Annotated in this window: 24 protein-coding genes and 1 pseudogene; 8 read left to right on the plus strand and 17 right to left on the minus strand. The window is 52.9% G+C overall.

All coding sequences use genetic code 11. The annotated features are described in order from the left end of the window. Positions 1–42 precede the first annotated feature (42 nt). Positions 43–609: a 3'-5' exonuclease gene (locus PVV54_RS05365; RefSeq protein ID WP_274910390.1), complete on the plus strand. Its 567-nt coding sequence runs from the start codon at positions 43–45 to the stop codon at positions 607–609. Between the two features lie 554 nt (positions 610–1,163). On the opposite strand, the gene PVV54_RS05370 is transcribed toward PVV54_RS05365, so the two are convergent. From PVV54_RS05370 to PVV54_RS05400, 7 genes are all read right to left on the minus strand, one after another. After that, positions 1,164–2,468 (minus strand): MFS transporter, encoded by a 1,305-nt coding sequence (locus tag PVV54_RS05370; protein WP_274908943.1) that lies wholly within the window; start codon positions 2,466–2,468, stop codon positions 1,164–1,166. Between the two features lie 77 nt (positions 2,469–2,545). Next, positions 2,546–3,793 (minus strand): OprD family porin, encoded by a 1,248-nt coding sequence (locus tag PVV54_RS05375; protein ID WP_274908944.1) that lies wholly within the window; start codon positions 3,791–3,793, stop codon positions 2,546–2,548. A gap of 212 nt (positions 3,794–4,005) precedes the next feature. Continuing rightward, positions 4,006–4,962, minus strand: coding sequence for a PDR/VanB family oxidoreductase (locus PVV54_RS05380; protein WP_274908945.1), 957 nt, complete (start codon positions 4,960–4,962; stop codon positions 4,006–4,008). A 76-nt stretch (positions 4,963–5,038) separates the two neighbouring features. Further along, positions 5,039–5,515 (minus strand): aromatic-ring-hydroxylating dioxygenase subunit beta, encoded by a 477-nt coding sequence (locus tag PVV54_RS05385; RefSeq protein ID WP_274908946.1) that lies wholly within the window; start codon positions 5,513–5,515, stop codon positions 5,039–5,041. A gap of 18 nt (positions 5,516–5,533) precedes the next feature. Continuing rightward, positions 5,534–6,808 (minus strand): aromatic ring-hydroxylating oxygenase subunit alpha, encoded by a 1,275-nt coding sequence (locus PVV54_RS05390; RefSeq protein WP_274908947.1) that lies wholly within the window; start codon positions 6,806–6,808, stop codon positions 5,534–5,536. Between the two features lie 40 nt (positions 6,809–6,848). Next, positions 6,849–7,961, minus strand: a complete 1,113-nt coding sequence (locus PVV54_RS05395) for an amidase (RefSeq protein WP_274908948.1) — start codon at positions 7,959–7,961, stop codon at positions 6,849–6,851. Further along, a complete protein-coding gene (locus PVV54_RS05400; RefSeq protein ID WP_274908949.1) occupies positions 7,961–8,485 on the minus strand; it encodes a nuclear transport factor 2 family protein in 525 nt (174 codons plus the stop codon). The genes PVV54_RS05395 and PVV54_RS05400 overlap by 1 nt, the downstream gene beginning before the upstream one ends. Before the next feature lie 303 nt (positions 8,486–8,788). On the opposite strand from PVV54_RS05400, the gene PVV54_RS05405 reads away from it, so the two are divergent. Next, positions 8,789–9,742: a LysR family transcriptional regulator gene (locus tag PVV54_RS05405; protein ID WP_274908950.1), complete on the plus strand. Its 954-nt coding sequence runs from the start codon at positions 8,789–8,791 to the stop codon at positions 9,740–9,742. A 326-nt stretch (positions 9,743–10,068) separates the two neighbouring features. On the opposite strand, the gene PVV54_RS05410 is transcribed toward PVV54_RS05405, so the two are convergent. Genes PVV54_RS05410 through PVV54_RS05420 form a run of 3 tightly spaced genes read right to left on the minus strand, consistent with a single transcriptional unit; the run spans position 10,069 to position 12,906 of the window. Beyond that, positions 10,069–11,220 carry a TniQ family protein gene (locus tag PVV54_RS05410; protein WP_274908951.1) on the minus strand — a complete coding sequence of 384 codons (1,152 nt, stop codon included), beginning with the start codon at positions 11,218–11,220 and terminating at the stop codon, positions 10,069–10,071. Beyond that, positions 11,210–12,103 (minus strand): TniB family NTP-binding protein, encoded by an 894-nt coding sequence (locus PVV54_RS05415; RefSeq protein ID WP_342456603.1) that lies wholly within the window; start codon positions 12,101–12,103, stop codon positions 11,210–11,212. Before PVV54_RS05415 ends, PVV54_RS05410 begins: the two co-directional genes overlap by 11 nt. A 2-nt stretch (positions 12,104–12,105) precedes the next feature. After that, positions 12,106–12,906 carry a Mu transposase C-terminal domain-containing protein gene (locus PVV54_RS05420; RefSeq protein WP_274908953.1) on the minus strand — a complete coding sequence of 267 codons (801 nt, stop codon included), beginning with the start codon at positions 12,904–12,906 and terminating at the stop codon, positions 12,106–12,108. 190 nt (positions 12,907–13,096) lie between these two features. Between PVV54_RS05420 and PVV54_RS05425 the strand changes: the two genes are divergently transcribed. The 5 genes from PVV54_RS05425 (at position 13,097) to PVV54_RS05445 (ending at position 17,871) form a co-directional block, all read left to right on the plus strand. Beyond that, a protein-coding gene (locus PVV54_RS05425) for an IS5 family transposase (RefSeq protein WP_274907383.1) occupies positions 13,097–13,953 on the plus strand; the annotation gives its coding sequence in 2 pieces (ribosomal slippage) (positions 13,097–13,438 and positions 13,441–13,953; 855 coding nt in all). A gap of 245 nt (positions 13,954–14,198) precedes the next feature. After that, positions 14,199–14,948, plus strand: a complete 750-nt coding sequence (locus PVV54_RS05430) for a sulfite exporter TauE/SafE family protein (protein ID WP_274908954.1) — start codon at positions 14,199–14,201, stop codon at positions 14,946–14,948. Between the two features lie 140 nt (positions 14,949–15,088). Continuing rightward, entirely contained in the window at positions 15,089–16,510 is a 1,422-nt protein-coding gene (leuC, locus tag PVV54_RS05435) for a 3-isopropylmalate dehydratase large subunit (RefSeq protein WP_274910391.1), read from the plus strand. Then, positions 16,507–17,121 carry a 3-isopropylmalate dehydratase small subunit gene (gene leuD, locus PVV54_RS05440; RefSeq protein ID WP_274908955.1) on the plus strand — a complete coding sequence of 205 codons (615 nt, stop codon included), beginning with the start codon at positions 16,507–16,509 and terminating at the stop codon, positions 17,119–17,121. Before leuC ends, leuD begins: the two co-directional genes overlap by 4 nt. Positions 17,122–17,175: 54 nt before the next feature. Continuing rightward, a complete protein-coding gene (locus PVV54_RS05445; RefSeq protein WP_274908956.1) occupies positions 17,176–17,871 on the plus strand; it encodes an RraA family protein in 696 nt (231 codons plus the stop codon). Positions 17,872–17,890: 19 nt separating this feature from the next. Here the strand turns inward: PVV54_RS05445 and PVV54_RS05450 are convergent, their stop codons facing one another. Continuing rightward, on the minus strand, positions 17,891–18,808 hold the full coding sequence (locus tag PVV54_RS05450; RefSeq protein ID WP_274910392.1) for a LysR substrate-binding domain-containing protein: 918 nt from the start codon (positions 18,806–18,808) through the stop codon (positions 17,891–17,893). A 122-nt stretch (positions 18,809–18,930) separates the two neighbouring features. On the opposite strand from PVV54_RS05450, the gene PVV54_RS05455 reads away from it, so the two are divergent. After that, the gene (locus tag PVV54_RS05455; protein ID WP_274908957.1) at positions 18,931–20,250 is read left to right on the plus strand and encodes a 2-hydroxycarboxylate transporter family protein; all 1,320 of its coding nucleotides are present in this window, start codon (positions 18,931–18,933) and stop codon (positions 20,248–20,250) included. Positions 20,251–20,413: 163 nt separating this feature from the next. On the opposite strand, the pseudogene PVV54_RS05460 reads toward PVV54_RS05455, so the two are convergent. The 6 genes and pseudogenes from PVV54_RS05460 to PVV54_RS05485 all read right to left on the minus strand — a co-directional run. Continuing rightward, positions 20,414–21,334, minus strand: a pseudogene (locus PVV54_RS05460) (AAA family ATPase); the annotation flags it as partial. A 78-nt stretch (positions 21,335–21,412) separates the two neighbouring features. Further along, the gene (locus PVV54_RS05465) at positions 21,413–21,919 is read right to left on the minus strand and encodes an ATP-binding cassette domain-containing protein (protein ID WP_274908958.1); all 507 of its coding nucleotides are present in this window, start codon (positions 21,917–21,919) and stop codon (positions 21,413–21,415) included. A gap of 454 nt (positions 21,920–22,373) precedes the next feature. Continuing rightward, the gene (locus PVV54_RS05470) at positions 22,374–23,345 is read right to left on the minus strand and encodes a 2-hydroxyacid dehydrogenase (RefSeq protein WP_274908959.1); all 972 of its coding nucleotides are present in this window, start codon (positions 23,343–23,345) and stop codon (positions 22,374–22,376) included. A 22-nt stretch (positions 23,346–23,367) separates the two neighbouring features. After that, positions 23,368–24,240: an isocitrate lyase/PEP mutase family protein gene (locus PVV54_RS05475; protein WP_274908960.1), complete on the minus strand. Its 873-nt coding sequence runs from the start codon at positions 24,238–24,240 to the stop codon at positions 23,368–23,370. 66 nt (positions 24,241–24,306) lie between these two features. Next, entirely contained in the window at positions 24,307–25,620 is a 1,314-nt protein-coding gene (gene dctA / locus PVV54_RS05480) for a C4-dicarboxylate transporter DctA (protein ID WP_274908961.1), read from the minus strand. A gap of 104 nt (positions 25,621–25,724) precedes the next feature. Further along, on the minus strand, positions 25,725–26,894 hold the full coding sequence (locus tag PVV54_RS05485) for a mandelate racemase/muconate lactonizing enzyme family protein (protein WP_274908962.1): 1,170 nt from the start codon (positions 26,892–26,894) through the stop codon (positions 25,725–25,727). Positions 26,895–26,967 lie beyond the last annotated feature (73 nt).

Raw genomic sequence — 26,967 nt, forward strand, 5'->3', positions numbered from 1 at the left:
AGGAAAGGCGAGAAGGCCCCCAGCAAACCGCATTTGGAATTGGTGCTCGCCCTAGAGCAGTTGTTCGGTGGACAAGCTCTTCGTCGAGTGCCGCACAAGCGGGTTCTTGCTGCCGCGCAGGTCATCGCGGTCCAGCGTCTTGATCTGCAATTGACTGGCGCCCCCCAGCTTGACTGGATTGCCGCGCGCCAGCTGCTGGATTCAAGCACCGAGCAGGTCTTCAATCAGATAGGTATCGATGGCCGCTATGTGCGCTTGCTGGGGAAGGGATCCCTACTTCGAAGCCGCTTGAGCGAATTGTGGCGCTCAGCCGAGGGTTACCCAGGAGCAGAGAGGCTAGTACGAGATGCTCTTATTCAGGATCACTTCCAAGCTGTCACCAAGGACTGGAAGGGTCTCCATCTCATGACCATGCACAAGTCAAAGGGAAAGGAATTCACGGAGGTCATTCTTTATGAGGGCGTCATGAAGGGACGCTTTTTACCGGCCGAAGCAACTCCAGATCGCGTGCGCCAGGCCCGTTTGGCCATGCGTGTCGCTGCCACCCGTGCTATGCAGAAAGTGACCATTTTGACGCCGACTGGACGAAATCGCTGCCCGTTGCTTTGAATGCAAAAGGATTCATCAAATGGTGAAACCGCCTGGGATCATCGGGTCATTACCGACGTGCGACTGATTGGGCGTAGATGCCCGCCAGGTGTAGGTTTTCGAATTAAATGCGAAACTTTGGATATTAATGCGACCAGTTTGGTGGTGCAGGCTCATCCTGGCCGTGCCTAAAGCCTCCAATCTCATATCCAAGTGATAGTCGATGTACGCAGTGGCCTTGGCGCGGATTCTCTTGTTCCGCCGATAGAGTGCGATGCCTACACGTATTTGTGTACCACGAGGCGCAGGCCTCTGGCTGTCACGCCGAAGAAATCGAGCGGCTTCGTCAAATCGCAGAATCACAGTTCCGAGCGGTGAACGAGTATCAGCTCAGAGCCTTGGGTTGCCATTCTCGAAAGCCCCACTGATAGGATTGACCAAATCGGCCCCCGTTGTGGGCACATGACTGCCCCCCAAGACACTCAACATGCCATGCATGTCCGGAGAGATCAGTTCCTGCCAAAGTGCGCAGACCGGCCCAAGAAATGACTTGAGCCGGTCCTACACTAAATGGTTTAGGCGGTAGCCGGCTTACCAGCTAGCTCAGGTTGTGAAGGACGAATCGTCAACAGGGTGAGCGTTGTTACTGCGCCGAACAGCATCAGCATTACTGCAACTGGCCACGCGTCCTTGTAGGCTGCAAAGAGCGCAGTAGCAATTAGCGGTGCGAAACCACCCGCGAAGATCGATGCGATTTCATGTCCCAGTGCTAGGCCGGTGTAGCGGACATGCGTCGGGAACAACTCGCCCATCATGGCCGGTTGGGTGCCGATCATTGCGCCATGGCTAAATGGCAGCCCCAGGCAAAGCGCGAGGTAAACCAGCAGCGGCTGGTGTGTGTCCATCAACCAGAAAAACGGGAACGCAAATGCAATCAGGCTGACCGAGCCGATCGCGTAGACGGTGCGGCGCCCGATGATATCGCTCAACCAGCCCCAGAATAGGATGCTGAACGCTTCGATGATCATGGCCACCATCACGCCGCTGAGGACCACTTGGGTGCTGAGCCCGGTGAACTTGGCATACGCCATGGAAAACGCCAGGAAGATGTAGCCACCTCCATTCTCTGCCAGACGCAGGCCCATGGCTTGCAATACCGCCTTGGGGTGTTCGCGCAGAACCTGAAGAGCAGGCAGATGTTTGGCTTCGTCCTTGGTACTCACATCACGTTCGAATTCGCGGCTTTCCGGTAGGTTACGGCGAATGTAGACGCCCACACCAAAAATCACCACGCTAGCCAGGAACGGAATACGCCAGCCCCAGCTCATGAAGTCTTCTGTCGGCAGCATCTGCACCAGATAGAACGCTGCGGCCGAGAGCACGAAGCCGGCGGATACGCCCAACTGGCTGAAAGCTGCAAAAAAACCAGTGCGATCGGCCGGGGCATTCTCGCTGAGCATCAGTACGCCACCACCCCATTCGCCGCCAGAGGCGATGCCTTGAACGATCCGCAGGATGACCAGACATACAGGTGCCAGGTAGCCCACTTGCTGGAAGGTTGGCAACAAGCCAATGAGGAACGTCGCAACGCCCATCATCGACAGGGTAATGACCAGCGCCTTTTTCCTCCCGTCTCGGTCACCGATATGGCCGAAAATGATGCCGCCCAACGGTCGCGCGACAAAACCAACGGCAAAGCCAGCAAAAGCACCCATAGTGCCAAGGATGGGGTCGGTGCCAGCGGGGAAGAACAGCGGCCCAAAGATCAGGGCCGCGGCAGTGCCGTAGAGGAAAAAGTCATACCACTCGAGTGCATTGCCAATGACGGAGGCGACAACGATTCGCCCGAGTGAGGATTGTTTATCTGAAGCTTGGGACATTTTTAGCTCCTAGCGCATTACTTGAACGGTAAAGCTGCGCTTCATGGACTGGAGATACGTTGTGACTGCAGGCTGGCTTACCAGACCTGCCACGTGTAGGTGGTGATCAAGCGGTTCTCATCGAAGTCGTTGCCGTAGCGTTGCTTGACCATCCAGTTTTTCCATTCGAGGCCGAGTCCCTTAAGCGGCCCACTCTGGACAACATATTTCAAAGCCATCCCTCGTTCGTTTTCAGCATCATCTGCAAGACCCTGGCCACGATCGATCTGGGTGCCTTTGATGTAGCGGAGAGAAGCGGTCAGACCAGGGATTCCGGATTGCGCGAAATCGTAGGCGTACCCCACTCCCCAGGAGCGCTCCTGAGGTCGAATGAACGGTTGGTTGGCCCAGTTCATCAAGTAGAACTGTGGGATTGCACCGTTCAGCGTCGGGAACATGCTTTCGCCCAGCATGCGCTGATAGGTCACGGAGGCTTTATGTCCGCCTTTGGTCAGCGTGAATCCACCTGTAACGGCGCGGTTATCGATGTCGCCGCCTTTGGCCTGGCCCGCTTCATCATTGTCGAAGTAGCGCAAATCAGTGCGCAGTGCGAAACCTGCCCCCAAGTCAGCAGTATGGGCAAACCCTACGTAGTTCTGCTTGTAGATGTCATGAACGAGTGCATGGAAAACACTTGCCTGGAAGCGGGGTGTCACGTTGTAGGTTGCACCAGCAAAGTCCATGCCTTCACTGTCGAGATCGTCACGAGTGCCGTACTTGTAGAAGCGCTCGTGGTTGGACGATTCGCGGGTGACAGCAGACCAGAATCGACCGCCGGTCAGGGTCAAACCATCGATCTCCTTCGACTCCACCACGGCACCTTGGTAAATGGTGTCAAGCTGGCGGCTCGGGTCGTGCCAGGCGACCGGTAACTCGGGGCGCATGTCACCTATTTTTAGTTCGGTTTTGGAATACCTCAACTTCAGGGTGGCGCCGGCCCGACTGTAGTTATCCACAGCCTCGCCGTTGTTTTTCATTGGCAGTGATCCATCATTGCCGTCGGAGTCGAAGACATATGCGTACTGGGCGTCGACATCAAGGCCGACTTGCACAGGGGTTTGGGTGTAACCAGAAGTAAATTGAAGGTCGAAGCCTTGCGACCAGTTACCAACCTGTGAAACCGGCGCATCGCTCTTGGTAAAGTTACGGTTCAAATACAAGTTCCGCAGATCCACTTTGAAGTGGCTATCTTCAATAAGGTCTGCATGTGCAACCAAGGGCGTAGATACTGCGCCTACGATCCCCATGCACTGAACTCCACGCACAAGCACCTTTCGCTGAAACATGTGAGGCGTCCTCAACAGGCGTGCCGAGCACTATTTATTTGAGCAGGTGGAATAATTATTAAAATTGGCAGTCAAAACGCCGTGCACTTTGGTGGGTGCTTATTGTGGGGCGGCATAAGCCACGCGCACGGTCGTATTGCCGTGGCGTTGTCGTTATAAGGTGCTGCAGGAAAACCTGGGAACAGCGCAGGCTTCAACGATTGGCCAAAGACTCAGATGTCGAGTACCAGCCGTTTGGATTTGGCCCGAGAGCAACACACCAGAATCTGGTCGTTGGCGCGCTTCTCCTCATCAGTGAAATACACATCGCGATGGTCCGGTTCGCCTTCGAGTACATCGCACATGCACGTGCCGCATACGCCTTGCTCGCAAGACACCTCGATCTTGATGCCCACCGTCCCCAGGGCTTCGAGGATGGTTTGCCCTTCGGCGACCTGCACAGTCTTGCCGCTGGCCGCTGCGACCACTTCGAAGGCACCACCGGTGTTGTCCACTTCGACCTGGAAGAACTCCCGGTGAATATGGTCGTCGCTGTAACCCTGCTGTGAGGCTGTTGCAATGACCCAGTCCATAAATCCGGCTGGGCCACAGGTGTAAACATGAACACCGTCGTTACCTTGGCCCAACACGCTGGCGAGGTCCAACCGGGTTTCAGGCGCATCGTCGAAATGGGTGAAAACGCTGCCCGCAAATACTGCGTTCTGCAGTTCATCCAGAAACGCGCAGTGGCCACGGGAGCGGGCGCAGTAATGCAACTCGAAGGATTTGCCCTGCGCCTGCAGACTGTACGCCATGGCAATCATTGGGGTAATGCCAATGCCGCCGCCCACCAGAATGGAGCGTTGCGCATCCGGTGCGAGTGGGAACAGGTTGCGCGGCACGCTGATGGTGACTTCAGCATTTTCGATCAAGGTTTCATGAACTTTGACCGACCCACCCCTGGAAGCAGGATCCTTGAGAATGCCAAGCCGATACACTTGCGTATCGGCGGGTGCGCTGCACAGTGAGTATTGGCGCACCAGGCCGGGCTCAATATGCAGATCAACATGCGCACCAGCGTCAAACGCGGGCAAGGGCATGCCGTTGATAGAAACAAGGTCAATAACAGCGACACCGTCGCCTTGAAGTTGGCGCTTGTGCACCTTTACTTTCAGTAGTTGTTCAGTCATCTGGCATTACCCGCGTTGCACGTCAAGGTTGTTGTATGCGGCCTTGAATGGCCGTCGCATGGTAGTAAGTGTTACGTCAAAGGATGTAGCCGATACCAGCGAGGGTGTCGTCAGAGTTGATGAGTCGTATCAATTTTCGTTGCAGCGTAAAGGTGTCCGCCTGCCGCCGGAGTTCATAAATGATGTCGGCGCTGTAATGTTTGAGCACGTCCTTGCGGAACTCGCGCAGGTCCTGAGCGCAGCGCACGGTCACGTGCTCTCTGTCTTCATAGACAATACGAAAACGCGAGGAGTGGCGTACCGTGCGCGGTTGCGGGCTGGTGGAAATCGATTCGCCACCGATCAAACGCTGTACGCGTTTTTCACGCATGTGCGCATCGTCGTAGGCGTAGTTCAACGTATTCTCGAAATCCTGCTCATCGGGATTGATCGGGATGATATAAGTACCGTTCTTTTCCCACAGAGCCAGCCAGGCGTCGTATTCGCCATGGTCGAGCATGTCGCCTTCCTGCCAGATAAAGGCGGTTACCGCCTGCAGCAATTGCAAATTCATCAGTGCATACTCCGTCGGTCAGGCCGACATCATCTTTTTCCATTGTTGATAGGCCGCGCGCATGCCGGTCTCAGCGGAGACGTCGCTGATCAGGCCATCTTCGCTGGGCTTTTCACCTGGCAGGCCCCGATTGAGCATGATCCAGAGGTCTTCACCGGCGTTCGCACCTTTCTGCACCCGTTCCCACGCTTCGGAATCGTCCGGCGTACCAAAGCCCATCGGCCCTTGGAAGTGTTCGTGTAGGCGCAGGCGGTACTGGTTGGCCACTGCTGGGCCCCCATCCATGGTGATCACCGAGTGATGGATCTCGGTTTCGTTGACCGAAATAGGTTGCAGAACCCGGAAGAACGCCATCGAACAGGCTACGTTGGGGAATAGATTGAGGTTGAAACCTGTTCCGCCAACGGCGCGGACGATACGACGCACTTGCAGTTCATCGATGCCCTCTTCGCGAAGTTGCTGAGCCAGTTCCTCGAAGCGCGTGGGGATGGGCGCCTCAAGATCCGCGTCTAGGTCGATCAGTTCCGGGATCATGACCATGACACTGTGACCGTTACCCAAGTCCTCGACGTATCCGGCCCCATCGACGAAGTCGAGCATGTCCATGGTCTGCTGGTCGACCGAGTGCAGGAACGACTTGTGCACCAGTGGGAAGTGGTAAGCATCCGTGGTGTTTTCCAGCTGAATCTTCCAGTTACCGGGGAAGCGGAAGCGGTGTTCGCCCGGCACTTTGATGCCGTAGCCAGCCCCCTGCTTCATGAACAGATCCATCCATTTCTTCGCTGGCCCCAGGAAGTCCACCAGCGGTTCAATATCGTCATTGAATGTCGCGAAAATCATCCCCGCATAGCGTTCGGTACGCAGGCTGACGAGGGGCAGTTCGCTTTTGTCCAGGCAGTCACCGTAGCTGTCCGGGTGTGGAACGCCGCGCAGCGAACCGTCCAGTGCGTAACCCCAGCCGTGGTATGGGCAGACGAAGCTGTTGGTTTTGCCTTTTTTGTGCTCGCACACGGTGGCACCCCGGTGGCGGCAGCGGTTGAGCAGCACATGAATGGCTTGCTTGCGATCGCGCACAACGATGACCGGCTGCTTGCCCACGTAGGTGCTCTTGTAGCTGCCGGCCTCAGGAATCTCACTTTCGTGGGCAACCCACACCCAGGTGCGGTAGAAAATCTTGTCCATTTCCTGGTCGAACAGCTTGCTGTCGGTATAGAGCGAGGTGTGGACGCGATCGGCCTGTACGAGCTCGGCAGGTGAGCTCTCCAGGGTCACGGTTTCTATCAGGTTGGTCACGGTGGTTACCTCTTTTTTTGAATTTGGGTTAAGCCCTGTGTCACAGGTATTGGCTGAGTGCTTTGCCTACCGCGCAGACCTTGGCGTCATCGCCAAGGGCGCCAATGACTTGCAGGCCTGCCTTCAGCCGAGTACCAGGCAGCGGCAGTGGCATCGAAAGTGCTGGGTGGCCACTGAGATTGAAGGGACGCACCAAGGCGCTGAGTTCAAGTAAGGGCTCGCCGTTGCGCACGCGCTCGACCGACGGAGGCAGGCGAGGCAGGGTCGGCATCACAAGGGCGTCGAATTGCGTGAGGGTCGACTCGACGTGCGATTGGAACCGTTGGCGTATCTCCTCGGCGTGGGCCAAGGCCTGGCTAGATGTTTGCTTTGCCTGAAGCAAACGCGCTTCAACGTCGGCACCCAACAAACCGCGTTCGGTAAAATGGCCGAATGCCGCCCAGGTTTCTGCTGATATGACATCGACGGCGGCCTGGAACGCTTCGCGCATCAAGGGCAGTTCGACAATCTCAACCTGCCACCCGGTTTTCTTGAGTACCTGGGTCAATGCCTCGACGATGGGCGCATCACTGTCAGTGCGCACAAGTGCAATACGCGGGCTTTCGGGAGCTGCTTCAGACTTAAAACTGCTGTCCAACGCTTGCATGACCCGAATCAGGGTATTCATGTCTCGGGCAAACGGCCCAACGCAATCCAGCGAACTCTCGGCCGGATGCAGCCCTTTGCGGCTTACTCTGCCGAACGTCGGTTTGAAACCATGCACGGCGCAACACGCTGCTGGTAGCCGGATGGAGCCACCGGTATCGGTGCCCAGTGCAGCATCCATAAGGCCTGCACCTACTGCGACAGCACTGCCGCTGGAAGATCCACCGGTAATCAGGGTTGGATCTTGCGGGTTGAGCGGGGTGCCCGACCATTCGTTGATCCCGCTCATGCCGAACGCAAGTTCGTGCATGGTGAGCTTACCGACGATGTACCAGCCGTTATCCAGAAGCGCCTGTACCACTGTCGCATGTTCGGCGGCTGGCGGTTGCTCAGCCAATGCCCGACTGCCTGCGAACGTTACATGCTGGGCAATATCGATACAGTCTTTGATGCCAATGCTCGGACCTTCACCACCCAGTTCGAAACGCTCTACAAATACACCCTTCATTAGTTCTTCTCCGCAGTTGGGACGCTTGCGCCCAGTGGAAACTCTGCCAGGCGCTCCGTGCGGAAATGACTGATCTTCCAGTGATCGTCGACAAGGGCGAAGTCGATGTTCAGGCGAGCAACAATCAGTTCGCTGCGCCCATCCTCGTAGCTTGACACTTGTTGCATCAGCCACTGGCCATTGGCACTTACCACGTCAGACTTGATGTCTTCGGAGGTCAAGAAGTGAGCGTTGAAAACAAAGTGCGGTGAGGGTGGCAGGTAGGAGGCAAGCATGGCGGCGATTGATGTACTGCCAACCAGTCGACCGAATTTTTGTGCGTACTTACTACCTACGCCTTCCCAGATGGCATCGTCGGTAAACAACGCTTGTAGTGCGAGAGAGGTTCCAAATGGAGCTGGCACATCGCAAAGCTGCATGTATCGCGCAATGGTCTGACGGACTCCCTGGGCCGACTCGAGCTTGTTGAGGCGTTCGATCAGGAGCTTGCTTGATTCGTGTTCGGGCGTTGGATCAATCATCATGGCAACTCGATCTGTCCGGTATGGACACATGATGGTTATCCAGTGTCGATCCGCTCAATGACAGGTGGCGCCTAACATGATGCGTTTTGTGCAACACACTTTTTGGCTTTTTGCACCTTTATGATGCGAAACGTGAAATCGTGCGCAAGACAGGGGCATGATGGGGCCGGCGCTAGATCGACCCGTTAGCGAACTTCGTTCCTGACCCCACCGGAAGACCGGTGCCGGCGGCTGGCCTGGTATTTGCGTGAATGCAGCAGTTCCAACCACAGCCAACATTCAGATTGGCGAAGAGTGCCTACCGTGATTACCAATTCCCAAGGAGCTCACCTGGATCTTCAGGACCAGCGGCTCAAATATCTGTATCTCAGTTATCAACTGGGCTCCATGCGTGCTGCCGCCGATGAGCTTGGGCTTGCGGCGTCGTCAGTCAGTCGACAGATCGGCAAGCTTGAAGCCGAACTAGATATCGACTTGGTAGAACAAGGCACCCACCGGATTCGCTTGACCGAAGCGGGACAGGCCGCCATTGCCTATTACCATGCACGCGCCGAGCAGTTCGAGGCGCTATTGAGCCGCCTGGATGACCTGCGCGGCCGTTTCCTGGGCACCACAGTCATTGCTGTGGGAGAGGGTTTGCTTGGCGCACGGGCAATAGGCGAGCTGGAGGGGTTCTTTCAAAGTCACCCAGATGCGCGCACGGAATTCATTACCGCGCCGTCCTTCGAGGTGCAACGTATGATCCTAGAAGATCAGGCTCATATAGGAGTGGTCTTTTCTCCGCAACAGACTGGTGGCTTGCGGTCGCTCTATCGTTTTGAGCAACCCTTGCGAGCCATCGTCAACCCCAATTCTCCACTTGCTCACAAAGCCTACGTAACACTGGAGGACCTCGCGAGTGCTTCAGTCGTCCTACCAGGGCCAAAATTTCGTGTCAGGGAATTGGCCGATAAAGCAGGCAAGGGAAAGCCGTTCTCAATAACGCCGAGCATCACCTCGAACTCGCTGCAGGTCATCCTAGATTGTGTCCGCAGCAACCTTGCGGTAACACTGCTGGCGGAGCTGACGGTTGCTCCAGAATTGCAAGCAGGGACAGTTACTGCAGTTCCTATCGCAAGCGAAGAAATGAACAGCACCGACATTCAGATTGTCGTGCGCAAGTCGCGGAAATTGTCATCCAATACACGCGACCTGATCCATCATCTGGCACGTACGATTAAAAAGCTGAGTAAGGACACAGCCTTTGGTGGCCGCTAACTGAAACCTGCGAGTTATTGTTATCAATTCAGTTGTTGCAAAACTGGTCTTCGCTGAGCGACCCGGGGATGGGCGAAGCGTTAGGCCTCGGAACTCCTTGAACCGCTCACTTCAGATGAAGCTGCGTAAAAAGGGTTTTGATGACTATCTTCTCTCACCCCCCAAAGAGCCAAAGCTGGTGGTTTTCGTCAGATTTCGTCACCGACTTTCAAGCTTCAGTAGATACTGGGCCCGTATGTCTCACTGGGACCTCGCGGGAAGCCTAATTCGCCCCTAACGAACACCCATCGCGGAAGTGCGTCCATAATCTTTACAAAAGGCTAGCTTTACGGATATGGAAGCCAAATTTTAATCATTCTTCTTGCTGCGTCCCGTTGGACCCCTAAAACTCGCATAACGTTTTGAGTGCTCAATTGTAGACCGTTTGAAACTAAATATGCCGCCGCTTGCAGAAATTTCTCTTGGTTTGGCGAGTAGGTCCGATTATCCAAATAATTGGAAAGCGCAGCCTCAAGCCAATAAGGACTAGCATCAGGCTCTTCAAGGATTCGACTTCTTGATAGTCCAGCGGTGCGGCAGGATGTTACGAAGCGGTCAGGCCAGTTTTGTATTAACCAACATGCACATAGCAGCAGATGCAAACGTCTAGCTGGTCCCAGGTATTCAAAGTGCAGAGCGGACGTCTGCACAACTGCTATAGGTAGTTGAGAACATATTGAATTCTGCAACCGCTCTCCGTAACGGCCATTAAGCAAATTCAAAATCGCGCGCAATCCTATAAAAAAGGGTAGGGGGCAATCAGCACCGACCGGGAACCCCTGCCATGGACAAGAATCAAATTCACGAATCAAGCGCTCAAGCAGAAATTGCGAGCTGAGGTCTGGCCACTGTGGATAAATGGGCTCTACTGCGGCCAAATTATCATTACATGCATAACAATACTTAAGGCAATGAGGGTGTAGATATTTCCCTCTGCCGATTCCATGTCTATGGAAAATAATTGGACTATTACATCTCGGGCAATGGTCCATCAAAACACAGTTATGCACTTCGCATAGCACTATCAGCCCTATTCGCCACTTGAGCCTGTAATATGGGCTCGAATCATTCTTTAGGCAAAGCGGACAAAATTGCATACCTGCAAGCTTGTGGGTACGATGATAAATTCCTAGCGGCAGCAACCATGGTGCCACGCCATTTACCGAAAGACTGTCATAGAACAAACCTTCATACTTTTTTAAACTTAGCTCATTAAGCTGGCTTATTGAAGCTTTAGTAACGTGATTAAGGCACTCCAGTAAGCCAATAGGCGGATGCCGATCAATATCACGACTCCAGATTGCCTGACGAAAATTTAGCAATCCAGAATAAAAGCTGTGCAGTGGCAGACCATTTGCCAAGGACAGCCTCACCAGCCAAGAGGAAAAAATCTCGCCCGCTTTTGGCTGAGGATGCATAGGAACCATTTTATATTTCACCCATGATTCTTCGCCGCTGCGAAGGTGGCGTGAACTGGCAGGAGTTTAGGATTTCGAGATCTATAGCTTCGACTCCAGACTGTATAGCAAGACTTGCTGCTGCATTCAGAAGTTTAGAAAGCTCCCCAATGGTACCTTCGCTCAAGGACAGAATTTTTGCCGCCAGCAAAGGCTCACTGAGATTTGATGCTTTTTTGAGCGGCAAAATTTTCTCAAAAGATTTAAGCAGTCTAGTGAATTCTGCCCCTTTGACCCAACGTGTTAGTATCTGAGGCTCAAATCTATTTTGAATTTGCGAATCAATACTCACAGCATTCAGTAAAGTCTCATCTCCCACCCCGATGATCGACACCTGTAGCTCGTTAGTTAAATACTTTATAAGATTCAAAAACTGATGCTGGCTTTGCGACGAATTAGCCAATGTATTATGCATCTCATCTATTATAAGAACCTTTAACTGAACCGCCCGAAGTATATCTATTACTTGCGAACGCTTTGTGTCGTTTGACCCCGCGACAGGCTTTATCATCAAGGGCCTGAGGATCTCCGCATAAAATCCATTTTCAGTCGGCTTTGGCGGTGTCTGGACAAAAATAACAGGAGCCAAGATGTGTTCGCCACCCAAGTTCTCAGCGGCAGGGTGCTTTGCAGCGAAGCGCTTGACTATGTCGGTTTTCCCATTATTCGTCCGGCCGATCAGTAGCATGTTCGGCATCCGAGTTACTCGCGGATGATTATATAACGATTCAAGGGCCTCACTGACTTCACGTGCTCGTGTATACCCTATCCATCTTTGCATAGCGAGGTGATCTATACGCTCTTGATCGCTCATGCACGAGACTTTATCAATTATCGATGGTAGCAAATGGGAAAAATCACTCATGACTAATCGGTCTCTATTTCGTCAAAAGCATCCAGATTTTCATCAACACCCTCATCAAATGTGTCTATCGGTTGCGTCGACACATCAGCGTGGACACCTCTCCATCCGGCTCGACGCTCGGCAGTACGTCTTTTACGCTTTTCCGTTGCTCGCGCATTTTTCGCCAATCTGGTTTTCTCTATTGCTTCTTCTTCAATTTTGCGCATTCTGTAATACCCTTCACGGATCGCATGCTCGTTTACATGCCCGCGGGGATCAATCTTAATTATTCGCCTAACCTCCTTCAGATCCCATTTACTCATTGGGGGCAGCGTAGCGTCGAAATAAGGAATGGGGAAATAGACTTTCTGGTCCGGATCCAAAAAATAGATCACGCTAATATCTCGAGGATCCCTGACACAATAAAACTTTCTGCTTTTCCCGTTTGCATCCTTCTGACCAATGCGGTTTTTCAACACTGGCGCGTAGTAACTTATATAATCCCAGGTTATTCCATGACGCTGCACACTTTTATACTCGAACGGCATAAAATCCAGCCGCAACTTCTCTTCATTCTCAATCGGCTCCGGCAATCCAACGCCCAATTCTTCATCGTTCCCAAAAACACATTGAGCATAACGCTTTATAGGGAGAAAGTCGCAAATTCCAACATGCTTATTATTATGATAAACATATACTATATAAATAGTAAACCATAGCTCAAGCTCAGCTAGCGTTAAGCAAGCACGCCCTTCAGAGTCATAGTCTAACTTTTCCTTAACATTGGAAAATGTTGTTCCCTTGAGCGTATGCGCTTCGCTCATGAATGTCCGGAAAGCACGCTCGATATGTGGGCCATAGTTTGGCTGACCCTTAGGGCGCCACTCAAGAGATATACCGTATTCTTCGCACCCCCTACTAGGCTCTGTACGAAATCCCGAGAAACCCAATCGCCACCCTTCGGACGCTGAATTTCTGTAGGGTTCCCGGCCATCTACGGAAAGGAATTCTGTGATGGCAAAGCGTTACGAACTCTCGGATGAGGCTTGGACTGTGGTCGCCGATCTCTTCACAGAAACCCATTGCCGGGGGCGGCCCCGCCTGAGCGACCGTCTGATGCTCGATGGCGTGCTTTGGGTACTTTGTTCGGGTGCAGCGTGGCGAGATATGCCGGAACGCTTTGGCCCTTGGTCAACGGTGTATCAACGGTTCCGGGGCTGGCGAAACCAGGGCACATTCGATCAGATGCTCAAACGCTTGCACCTGAGACTGAATGAGCAAGGCTTGATTGATTTGCAAACCTGGATGATCGACTCAACCGCAGTACGCGCAACCCGAGCCTCTTCTGGCGCCGGGAAAAAAGGGGGCCTGACGAGCCTGCCGATCACGCTCTAGGCCGCAGTCGCGGTGGCCTGACAACCAAGATTCACATGCTCTGCGACGCCAACGGGACACCGTTGCGCTTCCTCCTCTCTGGCGGCCAAGCCAGTGACATCAGCTACGCGCAACCTCTGCTGGACGAAGTCAGCATTCCATCGAGCCAACGAGGCCGCCCGCGTAAACGCTGCAAGTGGTTGCTTGCCGACAAGGGCTACGACGCCGAAGCGCTGCGCCGCTACTGCGACCAATATCGAATGCAACCCGTCATTCCGATGCGTTCGATGAAGCGCAAGCCCAAGCCTGGCTTACCCAGGCTGTTTGACCGCCCCAAGTATCGACAGCGCAACATCATCGAACGCATGTTCGGCTGGCTGAAAGAGAACCGCCGGATCGTGACACGCTTCGACAAGCTCGCAAAAAGCTATGCCGCCATGGTCTCGCTGGCTTGTTCCATGCGATGTTTGCGACATCTCTTTTCGTACAGAGCCTAAGCCCACGTGGGTTCAGCATCTGGTGGGTAGGAATTTTTAATGGTTTAGATTTTTATTTTATGCCTGCGTTTTTAAGTGAGCTGCAACTATTGTCAATTTTTTTGGCCCGGCGTGTAATCATGTGCAGGTCATTTAATTGACGTTCACGAAATGTAGATCGAGGCTTTACGATCTGCTGTTGAGTAGTCAGCATTGAAAGAGTAATTTAATTAAAATTACCTCACCTGCTCTCATGGAGACTCTCAGTGCTCGCCCTTATTATAGATTTTGCGTTCGGCGTAGCCATGGGGGCTTTGGGCGGTTTTTTTGGGATAGGTGGAGGACTCATTGCCATCCCCGTCATGACTATCATCTTCGAGCAGTCGCAAAAGCTCGCACAGGGCACGGCTTTGGTGATGATGGTTCCCAATCTAGTTCTTGCGTTCTGGCGGTATCAGCAGCGCACACCGTTAAACTGGCCACTCGTATTTCCTCTTGCTGGAGCAGGGTTCATCTGTGCTGGTGTGGGAGCGCGGCTGGCTACCAAAATGGATGCTCAAGTCATCCAGTTCGGATTCGCGATTCTGATGATTTTTCTGGCTATGTTGAATCTCGTGAGGGCTCGACTGGCTGCCATTTCCAAATCCCTTACGCATCCCACATCGTCACGACTTGCTGTGTTGGGAACTGGCTGCGGTGCATTGGGAGGATTCTTTGGGGTCGGTGCCTCCGTGGTTGCCGTACCCGTTTTGACCGGCGTTTTTGGATTGACCCAGGTCGCAGCACAAGGGATGGCTCTGTCCCTTGCTCTGCCTAGCTCACTAGTCACCCTCGTCACTTACGGTATAGGCGGCCATGTGAATTGGTCGATGGGCTCAGCTATGGCGCTGGGCGGTCTATTAAGCGTCAGCTGGGGTGTGAAGTGGGCGTATAGAGCACCCGAGGCAGTGCTGTGTGGGCTGTTTTCGCTTTTTTTACTGGGCTGCGCGGGTTTGCTCATCCTTCGCCAGTTTTGATGGATTCACGAAGTGTGAACTGAGCATCCACTGGGAGCCAGTTGATGTGTGTTCTCGTATCGATATCCTGTTGTTAACACTGCCAAGCAGTGACCGTGATGCCTCAGGGCCTGAACAACAACAAAGGGTACGTACTTGCGATGAGCACTCCAAGAACGCTTTATCAGAAGCATATTGATTCCCACACCGTGTGCGAGCTGGATGATCAGGGGCATGTGCTCCTTTACATTGATCGTCAAGTTGCCAATGAATACACCAGCCCTCAGGCCTTCAGCGGCTTGCGTGAAGCGGGAAGGAAAGTGTGGAGACCCTCCGCGACGTTGTGTGTTGTGGATCACGTCAACCCAACAGCACCTGAGCGTATTGCGGACATGCCAGATGCTGGGGGTGCACTTCAGGTCAATTACTTCGAGCAGAACTGTCGAGATTTCGGTATCGAGCTGTTTGACGTATTGGACAAGCGCCAAGGTATCGAACACGTCGTGGCACCCGAGCAAGGTTTCATCTTGCCCGGAATGGTCGTCGCCGCTGGTGACAGTCACACCACTACCTACGGTGCCCTTGGCGCGTTCGGTTTTGGTATCGGTACTTCAGAAATCGAGCATTTGCTGGCTACCCAAACCCTTGTCTACAAGCGCCTCAAAACGATGCGTGTGACGGTCGAGGGTAAGCCTGGTCCAGGATTGGTCTCCAAAGATATCATCATGGAACTCATCCGCCAGATTGGCGCTGCTGGTGCCACCGGATATGCCATTGAGTTCACTGGGCCTGCTATCACCGACCTGAGCGTCGAGGCTCGGATGACCATCTGTAACATGGCTGTGGAAGCAGGGGCGCGGGGAGCTTTCATGGCACCTGACGAGAAAGTGTTTGCCTACCTTGAAGACAAACCACGAGTACCCAAAGGTGCACACTGGAGCGCAGCGATTGAGGAGTGGAAGAAGCTTCACTCTGACCCTGAAGCGACTTTTGACAAAGAAGTCCGAATGCACGTTGCGGATCTTCAGCCGATGGTTACCTGGGGAACCAGCCCTGACCAAGCTGCTTCAATTACCGGCCTTGTACCAGACCCTATGCAGGAAGCTGATCTGATTCTGCGCCAAGACTTGCAGCGCGCTTTGCGCTACATGGATTTGCAACCAGGTACTGCTCTGGAAGGCATTCAAATCAGCCATGCATTCATCGGGTCTTGCACGAATGCGCGGATCGAGGACTTGCGCGATGCTGCTCGCGTAGTGAAAGGGCGGAAGGTGGCGGATGGCGTACGTGCGATGATCGTACCTGGGTCCACCTTGGTGCGTGATCAGGCTGAGACTGAAGGATTGGCACAGATCTTCCGTGACGCCGGTTTCGAGTGGCGACAATCTGGCTGTTCCATGTGCTTGGCGATGAACGATGACGTCCTTAATCCGGGTGATCGTTGCGCTTCCAGTACAAACCGTAACTTTGAAGGCCGTCAGGGTGCCGGTGCTCGTACCCACTTGATGTCCCCTGCAATGGTTGCTGCGGCTGCGGTCACAGGTCATTTGGTTGATGTACGTTCTTTGGCGTTGGAGGCGTGAGCATGGAACCTTTCAAATATGTAGAGGGCTATGCAGCCCCAATGCTGGCAGCCAACGTCGATACCGATGTGATCATGCCAAAGCAGTTCTTGAAGGGAATCGACCGTAGTGGATTGGACCGAGGGGTATTCTTCGATTTGCGGTTCCTCTTGGATGGCACTACCAACCCTGATTTCGTCCTCAACCAAGACCCATGGAACACTGCCACTTTTCTGGTGGTAGGCCCAAACTTTGGCTGTGGATCAAGTCGAGAACATGCCGTCTGGGGCCTGAAGCAGCTGGGCATTCGAGCCCTGATCGGTACGACCTTCGCTGGCATTTTCTACGATAACTGTCAGCGCAACGGGGTGCTCACGATTCAGCTTTCACCCGCTGAACTCAAAGAGATCGGCCAGGTTGTGAGCGAGCGTGGGAGTTCCTGTATCGCCATTGATTTGGAGGCTCAGCACATCCTGTTGACAGATGGTCGTGCTATCGCATTCAACATCGATTCGTTGCGTAAAGAAGCTCTGATGTTGGGGCTCGATGCCATCGGCACGACGCTCCAGCGCGGCGATGAAATCCGCGAGTTCGAGAAGCGCCACCTTGCCAGCAATCCTTGGCTGGCTTGAGAGCCATACGTCTGATGGGCGGGATGCGCTGCTTCCCGCTTAGGAGCTACCGCAATGTTGAATGTGATAAGTCATGGTGATTGGCCAGCAGGTTATCTGATCAAACCGTGCGCCCCATCACTGTTAAAGGATTGGCATGAGGCGTTTCAAGGTATGCCATCCGCAATTGTCAGTGATTGCCTAGGACGAAATACGGGCGGTCTAGGTTTGAAGCCCTATCATGGCCTTCGTCATCTGTGCGGCACAGCCTTAACGGTAAGGGTTCGTCCTGGTGATAATCTCCTCGTGCTCAAGGCTATACAGATGGCACGTCCTGGCGATGTACTTGTGATCGATGGCAGCGCAGATCTCAGCAGGGCTGTCATTGGTGGCATCATGCGTGCGATGGCTATCAAGGCGGGCATCGCTGGTGTCGTGATCAACGGTGCGATACGCGACCGTGAGGAATGGCTAGACGGAGAGTTGCCGGTTTATGCGCTTGGGTATGTACATCGGGGGCCAAGCACTGATGGAGGCGGAGAAATTAACGTTCCGATTGCTTGCGCCGGTATGCTGGTAAACCCAGGTGACCTTATAGTCGGCGACGCAGATGGTGTGGTAGCGGTCAGGACCGATGAGTTGGCAAAGGTTCATGCCCGTTGCACTGAGCTTTTGGACAGGGAAGCAAGCATCCTGAAGGCCGTGGCATCCGGTGAACTGGACCCATCCCGATTTGATGAGATTCTGCGCAGCAAGGGCTGCCCCATTTAACTGGGGCACCGAGCATGGTTCAGTCTGCTTTCAGTCTACTGAACCATGCCTCTAAAAACTCAACACATGCTCTCAGCTTTCCCGACTCGCCCAGCCTCGTAGGGTAGACAGCCCAGACGTTAGCACTCTGGCTGTAGTCGTGAAGCACTTGCACAAGGCGCCCTTGTTCTAAGAGCGGTTTAACATCCCACATTGAACGTAACAATAAGCCCCGATGCCTGAGCGCCCATTGCAATACAATTTCGCCATTATTTGAGGATAGCTTTCCGTTCACGCGCACAGCCATGTCTTTTTGACCATTACGTAATTGCCAAACACCGAAACTATTATTGCGCTCCTTAAGAACGAGGCAGTCGTGGTCTGCTAAATCCTCAATGGTGTTTGGGGTGCCGCGTGCTGCCAAATACTCCGGAGTCGCACAAATTACGCGACGGTTTGCTACCAGCAGACGACTGATGTGTTGGCCGGGGATATCATCACCTACACGAATCTCAAGGTCGAACCCCTCAGCTACTATATCCACCACCCTATCAAACACATCCATACGAACTTCAAGGTCTGGATATTCCTCTGAAAGCTCTGCAATAGCTGGGGCTACATAATTACGTCCAAAGCCGAAGCTGCTACAAATGTGTAGAAGCCCGCGAGGTGCTTTCCGCACCTGGCTCAGATCACCCATGAAATCGTCAATGTCATTGAGGATTCTCGTGGCCCACTGTTCAGCACGGACACCAGTATCCGTCAGCGCTATGCGTCGAGTGGATCTGTGGATGAGTTTCGTTCCCAGGGTTTCCTCTAGGATTTTTATGCGTTTACTCACATAGGCGGGAGACTGCTGAAGCTCAGCTGCTGCCGCTGCGAAGCTGGATTTCCTGATCACGGTCAGGAACACCCGCAGATCCTCTGGGAGCGGCGCTTCTTCATGAATCGTGTTCATAGTCTTCATGGTATTCGTATTTTTCCACGGTTCGTTAAAGGATAGCATGTACTTAGCCTCGGAAAACCGTGATCCGGGCAGAAATTAATTCTCCTCACACAAAAATAATTGAGGACCCGCGTATGACTTCCGCTACTCTTGCCTCGACCCCAAAAAGCCGTTTCAGCGCAATAATGAGTTACGAAATCGGGGTCATCCCGTTTCCATACTTCCTCGGTATCTCGCTGATCGTGTTTCTATCTGCCCATTTCGGAATGTTGCCTAAGACCATGATTGGTGGCTTAGCCGTGATCATGACGCTTGGCATGTTTCTGGGCCAAATTGGCCAGCGCTTACCAATTTTAAGAGATATCGGTGGAGGCGCAATCCTCTGCCTTTTGTTACCTTCAGTTCTAGTGTTTCATGGGTTCTTTGGTAGCACCACCATTGATGCCACGAAGATGTTGATGAAGGATGCAAATTTCCTCTATTTCGTGATCGCAAGTTTAGTAGTTGGTAGCATCCTGGGTATGAATCGCACTATCCTTGTACAGGGTATGATTCGTATGTTCGTACCGTTAGTAGCTGGTACGCTAGCCGCGATACTAGCTGGTGTTCTTGTCGGAGTCTGTTTCGGTTACACCGTGCACCATACTCTCTTCTTTATTATTGTTCCAATTATTGGTGGTGGTATCGGTGAAGGTATTTTGCCTCTTTCGCTCGCCTATGCGCATATCTTAGGCGGCACTCCAGAACAGTTTGTAGCGCAGTTGGTCCCTGCTGCTGTGGTAGGGAATATAGTTGCAATCATCTGTGCAGGAGTACTTGCCCGCCTGGCTGTGCGTAAGCCGCATCTGAATGGTGACGGTATGCTGATTCGTGCCAAGGAAGAAAATGACAAATTCAAAGTAGAAGAGCAGGAAGACAAAGAAATTGACTTCCGTTACATGGGTGCGGGTGTATTGCTAATCTGCTCCTTCTTCGTTCTGGGTGGTTTGCTGGAGAAGCTAGTCCACATTCCTGGTCCAGTCATGATGATCGTTGTCGCTGTACTGTTCAAATATCTCCGGGTCTTGCCTGACCGGTTGGAAAAGGGCAGCAAGAAATTCTACAAGCTGGTATCTACAGTCTTTATTTGGCCGACCATGATTGGACTTGGAATGCTCTACGTGCCACTGGAGAGTGTGGCGAGCGTGTTTTCAGTCGGTTACGTGATGGTCTGTGTTTCCGTTGTGGTGGCAATGGCGCTCGCTGGTTTCTTGGTGGGGAATCTGCTCAAGATGTACCCCATTGAATCCGCCATCGTGACCAGTTGCCACAGTGGCCTTGGAGGCACCGGAGATGTGGCAATCTTGTCCGCTTGCAACCGTATGTCCCTGATGCCATTCGCTCAAATCTCGACCCGGATTGGAGGCGCGGCGACGGTCATCGGCGCGACAATCCTGCTGGGTCTCTGGCACTGATCGGCAGCCAAATCACTGCTTGAAGTGCCATTTTGCTCCCATCATTCTTCCCTTCGCCACGCACTCGGGGAAGAATGATCGGGAGTTTTTTTTAATTTTAGATTTGGCCTTTCGCAGCTTGGCTGTTGATCCGTAAGAAATTATGTGCGCGCACAGAGCCAACTTAATGTAGAGGATCGATGTTTAGAGCGTTACGTAAGCTTAACATCGCCGGCCTTATGATTTGTGTGTAACGTTTCCAGTCAGCAGCTTTGGATGCTAGCTTTACTATTCGAGAAAGTGCGATTGCCCTAGACTCACCAGTGTGGGCAACGATAGTACTTACTAAGCTATGATCATCCCTGGCATTTACTACATTTCTCGCTATTTCCAGCAAATCGATCTCGTCAGGCGATAAATTATCGTTAGGTATGCTTCTGAGAAGATTGTTGATAGCACGTTCGGGAGACTCAAGATTTTTCGGTTTGAGCGGTCTGATCCGACCTAGCACATTTTTTCGTTGTTGCGCTCTAAACACTTCAGTGCCGGTAATTTCTTGTGAGACTCTATCTCGGCGCTCGCATTTACTGGAATATAAGTCGCCATCTTGAACAATGAGCACACTATCAAGCGGGCGACCTGCCAGAACGAGGCCGGAAGCAAGTTTGAATGCGTTTATGGCTGCGCCATACATGACGATATCAACTTGAGGTCGCATTCTCAAATCAAGAGCAATCTGGCCAATGATCGCTGAGGCTAAATCATCTTCAACGTAAATTGTTATTTCTCTGCTCAGCTCTCCAGTTATGTGCCTCAAAGCCGCTAGAGAATAACCACTCCAGTACACTGTTTTTTCAGGTGTTCGATGAAGGGTGGTGATCGAAACATTATTGTACATTTTTGCAATTGGCGGGAAGTGCGTGGTCATTACAAGTTGTTTGTTCTTTTTGCTGCAATGATCATGCAAAGATTCAATGAGGCGGCTCAAGGCATCTTGATGTAAAAATAAATCGATCTCATCAATTAGAATTAAGGCATAGTCTGGAGCAGTGAAAACGGCTTCAAGTATGCGAAATACACGTTGCTCACCAGCGCTCATCGAAAGCGCAGGATAAGTAAGTCCTCCCGCTGTAACTCCAAATGATGCTCTTCCGCCTCGATCATAATTTACACTGTGGTAAGCTCAATAGTCACGATTAAGAATTCTACCAGCGCTATCCAAAATCGCCAGGTCAGTAGCTGAATCACGCACTACTCTGCTGTACTTTATTAGGCCAGTCGCACTCACGAACTCCACCTCAGGAACAGATTCTCTGATGGTGATCAGCCTTGTGAAGCGTGTTGGTCTTCTCTCATATCTGGGAGTCCAGCGATCAGCTGCTTTAGCATAATTCTGAACAAGTCCTTCTCTGTAATTAGTTCCTTCTCTTTCATTGTATTTAACTGTGAAGGAGCTGCCTCTCCAGGTAGAGTCTCGTGTTGGATTGAAAAAAGTTGATAGCTTGTAATTGGGAGAGATTTCATTCGGCGGTGAATATACGCAGGCTAGCGCATGAAGAACCGTTGTTTTTCCGCAACCATTTGTGCCCATTAGAGCCGTAAGTGGTGTGCTGTCGAGCTGAAGTGGAAAATCTTTTAGGTTCTTTAAAGAATCAAAGTAAATCTCTATGAGCTTTTGCTGTGTTGGCATTTTTGTAGTAGATCCATGACGTCATACGGCCATCATGACATACGGCTGGGCTCTAGAAAAGTGAGGTCTGGCGCATCAGATCTTCAGGCAGTGGTCCAAGAACCGGGGGACCACGATATAGCTGTAGCGCTAGGGGGCAGGCTAACGGTCATGGATGATTGCGAGACACGCACTACTCGGCATGACAATGCTCAACGCATAAGGTGCGGCAGCCCTAATGCTGCGCGAGGAAAGGGTTTATATCTTAACTTAAAGGCCTGCTCTGGAGCAGGCCATGATGTTCAATGGAATAGATTCCGCGAGTATCTAATTCAACCTGAGTGCTTACCGACTTCTGAGCTTTGGTGAACTCCCAGTGTCCTGGCTTCACAGTGCTCTATGGTTTAAGTTAAAGTTAAATGTTCTTATCTCAAAATTTTTTCTAGTAAGCCCTAGTCGTATTCCAGATAAGCAGTTATCTGGTGGCTTCGCGATTGACTAAGTCTACGGGGACTTGCCCCCGGAGGCCGTCCAGTAAATTTTTAAGTGCCCGTTGCGCCATTGCCAATCGTGTTTGAGTCGTAGCAGAGCCGATATGAGGCACTGTGACGGCATTTGTCAGCTTGAACAGTGGTGATTCCGACATTGGCTCCTTGGCGTACACGTCTAAGCCGGCAGCACGGATGCGATGATTCTGAAGGGCATCTATCAGAGCTTCCTCGTCCACCACAGCGCCGCGAGAGACGTTAATCAGTATGGCTTCGGACTTCATCAGTGACAGCTCTTTGCGGCTGATGAGATTCCTGGTCTGGGCGGAGAGCGGCACAACCGGGCAAACAAAATCTGCCTCGCGGAGCAGATGCTCCTGGGGAACGTACCGTGCATCAAGTTCCTTTTCCAGCTCAGGTTTACGGCTGTTGCCAGAATATAGGATTTCCATTCCGAACCCGAAGCGCCCTCGGCGGGCGATGGCTGCACCAATTTTTCCGAGTCCGATAATGCCTAGGGTCTTGCCATGGACGTCACAGCCGAAAGCCGACTCGTCGATGGTTTTGCTCCATGACCCAGACTTTGTCCATGCATCCAGCTCTGGAATGCGCCTAGCAGTGGCCAGAATCAAGGCGAGCGCCAGGTCTGCTGTTGTCTCATTCAGAACGTCCGGAGTGTTGGTTAGCATGATCCCGCGACGGTTGAGGTAGGCCAGATCATAGTTGTCGTACCCCACGGAGATACTGGAAATGATTTCCAGATTTTCTGCTGCCTCTAGGTCTCTCTCGCCAAACTTACGATTCCCTCCGATCAGTCCATGCGCCTTCGGTAGCGCGGCCTGGAATTGTGCGTCGAGGTCTCCCTCCTTGGGATCAAGCACGATGATGTTGAACTGGTCAGCATAAGGTGCGAGCAGGCTTGGGTGAACACGGCTAAATGCGAGAATCGTCTTTTTCATAACCCTGTATAACCTTATTTACTTAGTTAAAGCCGCCTTCGGCTTTGAGATAGAGGTCCGCCAACCGCTGGTATTTGTCTGAAAGGGAGTACTTAGCAACCAGTTGGTTGGGAGAGAGTTGGGAAGGATCGTGCTCAGATTCGGCGCATAATGCTTCGTATGTAGCTTGAAGAGCAGCGAAATAGGGTTTGTGACCATTTACGACAATCCGTACGTTTGCGGCGCTCAGCTTTTCGGCATCTGCAAGTTCTGGATTGCCGTAGTTAATCAGCATAATTGGCAGCGACAAATGCGATGTGAGCGCTTCCAGGTGCAGGAAATCGGTCACTCCCACAAAGCAAATCGCATCGGCCCCTGCCTTTTGATAAGCAGTGGTCCTAGCGATGGAGTCACTCAGTGAAGTAGCGCCGGCGTGTGTACGCGCAATGATGCTGAGAGACTCGTCGGTTCGAGCAAGCCTTGCCGCGTAAATCTTGCTCGCAGCTTCATCGAGGCTGATCAGATGCGTTGATGGCTGGTTAAATTTTGCGGGGAGGTGAGTGTCCTCCAGGGTCAGCGCTGCCACGCCTACCTTCTGTAACTCACTCACGGTGCGCATCACATTGAGGGAATTTCCATAACCATGATCAGCATCCGCAATGACCGGAATTTGACTAGCACGGCCTAGCCTCGATGCTTGCTCAGCAAACTCATCCAGGGTGATCAGCGTGATGTCTGGTGCGCCGAGTACTTGGAGCGAGGCGACAGACCCTCCAAGAATGCCAACCTCAAAGCCCAAGTCAGCTGCCATTCGTACGGAGATCGGATCGAACACAGAAGCAGCGAACTTGCACGATTGGCCTTGCAAAATAGCGCGGAAGTCGCTTCGGAGTTCTGGGTGAGATCGTTCGTTCATCTTGTAGCTCCCAAAAACGGAATGCCAGCTTTCGCGAGGGGGCGCGAAGCTGGCATCTGCGTACACTTACTCTTGGATGGCGTAGGATTTGGCTTTGGTTTCGGTCTTTTCGGTCTTCAACGCCGCGATTTCCCTCTTGGCAGTTTCGACGTCGAACGCGTTGTCCCATTTGGCGATAGCGATGGTGCCGATGCCGTTCCCAATCAGGTTGGTGACCGCCCGAGCCTCATTGAGGAAACGGTCTATACCGAGCAGCAGAACCAGGCCGACCAGTGGGATTGAGTGAATGGTGGTCAGCGTGGCGGCCAGGGTGATGAACCCGGCTCCCGCAACCCCTGCCGAGCCTTTCGAGGTGAGCAGAAGCACGCCTAGCAAGATCATCTGATCCATAAGTGAGAGAGGCGTATTCGTTGCTTGCGCAACGAAGATTGCGGCCATGGTCAGATAGATACAGGTGCCGTCCGCATTGAAGGTGTAACCCGTAGGGAGAACCATCCCCACGACGGATTTCTTGCAACCCAGCTTTTCAAGTTTTGCCATCATGCGTGGCAGTACGGCCTCGGTTGAGCAGGTGCCCAGCGTGACCAGGATTTCATCCTTGAAGTAGCGAAGAAATTGCATCAGCGGCAGGCCAGACCAGCGAGCGACAGCCCCCAGAATGACCACGATGAACACCAGAGTTGTGACGTACAGCGCTACGAGCAACTGACCAAGCGACAGCAGCGTACCCACACCATATTTGCCGATGGTGAACGCCATACCTGCACCCGCACCGAGAGGGGCGAGCCGCATGACCATAGCGACGATCTTGAATAGGCCATGCAGGAAAAGATCAATGATATTGATCAGAGGCTTGCTGGTCGGCCCCATCTGAACCAGAGCAACCCCCATCAGTACCGACAACAGAATCACCTGGAGCATGGAGCCTTTGGCGAAGGCATCTATGAAGGTGTTGGGGATGATGTTCAGCAAGAAATCAACCGTGCCACCCTGTTCCTGAGCCGCGTGGCTGTATTTTCCGATGGCACTGCCGTCTAGGGTGCTCGCGTTGATGTTCATTCCAACGCCTGGCTTCACGATGTTGACAACGACCAAGCCGATGACTAAAGCAATCGTGGACAGGATTTCAAAATAAATTAATGCTTTGACACCAATGCGACCCACTTCCTTAATGTCACCCATCTTCGCTATGCCGACGACTACGGTGCCGAAGATGATCGGAGCCAACAGCATCTTAATAAGCTTGATGAAGCCATCGGCGAAAGGCTGTAGCTTGGCGCCGATATCGGGTTCCAGGTAGCCGATTATTCCACCGATCACGATGCCGATCAGTACCTGAACATAAAGCTGGCTATACCAGCGGGATTTGGACGTTTCCACGAGCGCACCTCATTTTATTTTTGTGATCGGCTGTGTGGTCAGGCGTCGACATGCGACGCTTGTAATGCAGCTGCCTTGGAACACAAGGCAGCTGCTGGCTTGGATCAGCCTTCGCCCAGCTCGCGCATCACTTTGTACAGTGCGGATTTCGCTTCGAAGCCTACGCCTGGAATATCCGGCAGGCCTACATAGCCGTTCTCGACGCGAATGCCATCCGCGAAGCCACCGAAAGGCTGGAACACATCTGGGTAGGATTCGTTACCGCCAAGATGCAGGCCTGCTGCGATGTTCAGAGACATTTGGTGGCCGCCGTGGGGCACGACGCGGCGAGAAGACCAGCCCATTTCTTCCATGACTTTCAGTGTGCGCATGTACTCGACCAACCCGTACGACAGGGCGCAGTCGAACTGTACGTAGTCACGGTCCGAGCGCATGCCGCCATGGCGAAGCAGGTTGCGCGCGTCCTGGTGCGAGAACAGGTTTTCACCTGTCGCCATTGGCAGGTCGTAGTGATTGGCCAGCTCGGCTTGAAGTGCGTAATCCAGCGGGTCGCCTGCCTCTTCGTACCAGAACAGGTTATAGGGCTTGAGAGCCTCGGCATACGCAATGGCAGTTTGCTGATCGAAGCGACCGTTGGCGTCGACTGCCAGGCGACGACCATCGCCAACGACTTTGATGACAGCTTCGATGCGACGGATGTCATCGGCAAGAGGTGCGGCACCGATCTTCATCTTGACGACGTCATAACCACGATCCAGGTAGCCGCGCATCTCATCTTGCAGCTTGGTATCGTCCTTGCCGGGGTAGTAGTAACCACCAGCCGCGTACACCCATACCTTGTCGTCGGCTTTGCCGCCACGATAGCGGTCGGCCAGGAGGCGATAAAGCGGCTTACCCTCGATTTTGGCTACGGCATCCCAGACAGCCATGTCGATAGTGCCGACGGCCACCGAGCGCTCACCGTGGCCACCCGGCTTCTCGTTGGTCATCAGGGTTTTCCAGATGGCGAACGGGTCGAGGTTGTTATGTTCCTTATCGATCAGCGACTCAGGGTCAGCTTCAGTGATTCGAGCCAGGAAGCGATCACGCATCAGCGCGCCTTGACCATAGCGACCGTTGGAGTTGAAGCCGTAGCCAATCACTGGCTTGCCATCACGGATGACATCAGTCACAACCGCTACGACAGAGCAGGTCATTTTGGAGAAATCGATGTAGGCGTTGGCAATTGGCGAGGCAATGGAAACGGTCTTTTCGCGGATGTCGACGATACGCATGTTGCGCTCCTCTTGTTGTTGGTGGCTTCAAATTAGGCCTGGTAACGAGGTCCGCCCAATGCTATTAATGCAG

Source organism: Pseudomonas sp. PSKL.D1, from assembly GCF_028898945.1.
GTDB lineage: Bacteria > Pseudomonadota > Gammaproteobacteria > Pseudomonadales > Pseudomonadaceae > Aquipseudomonas.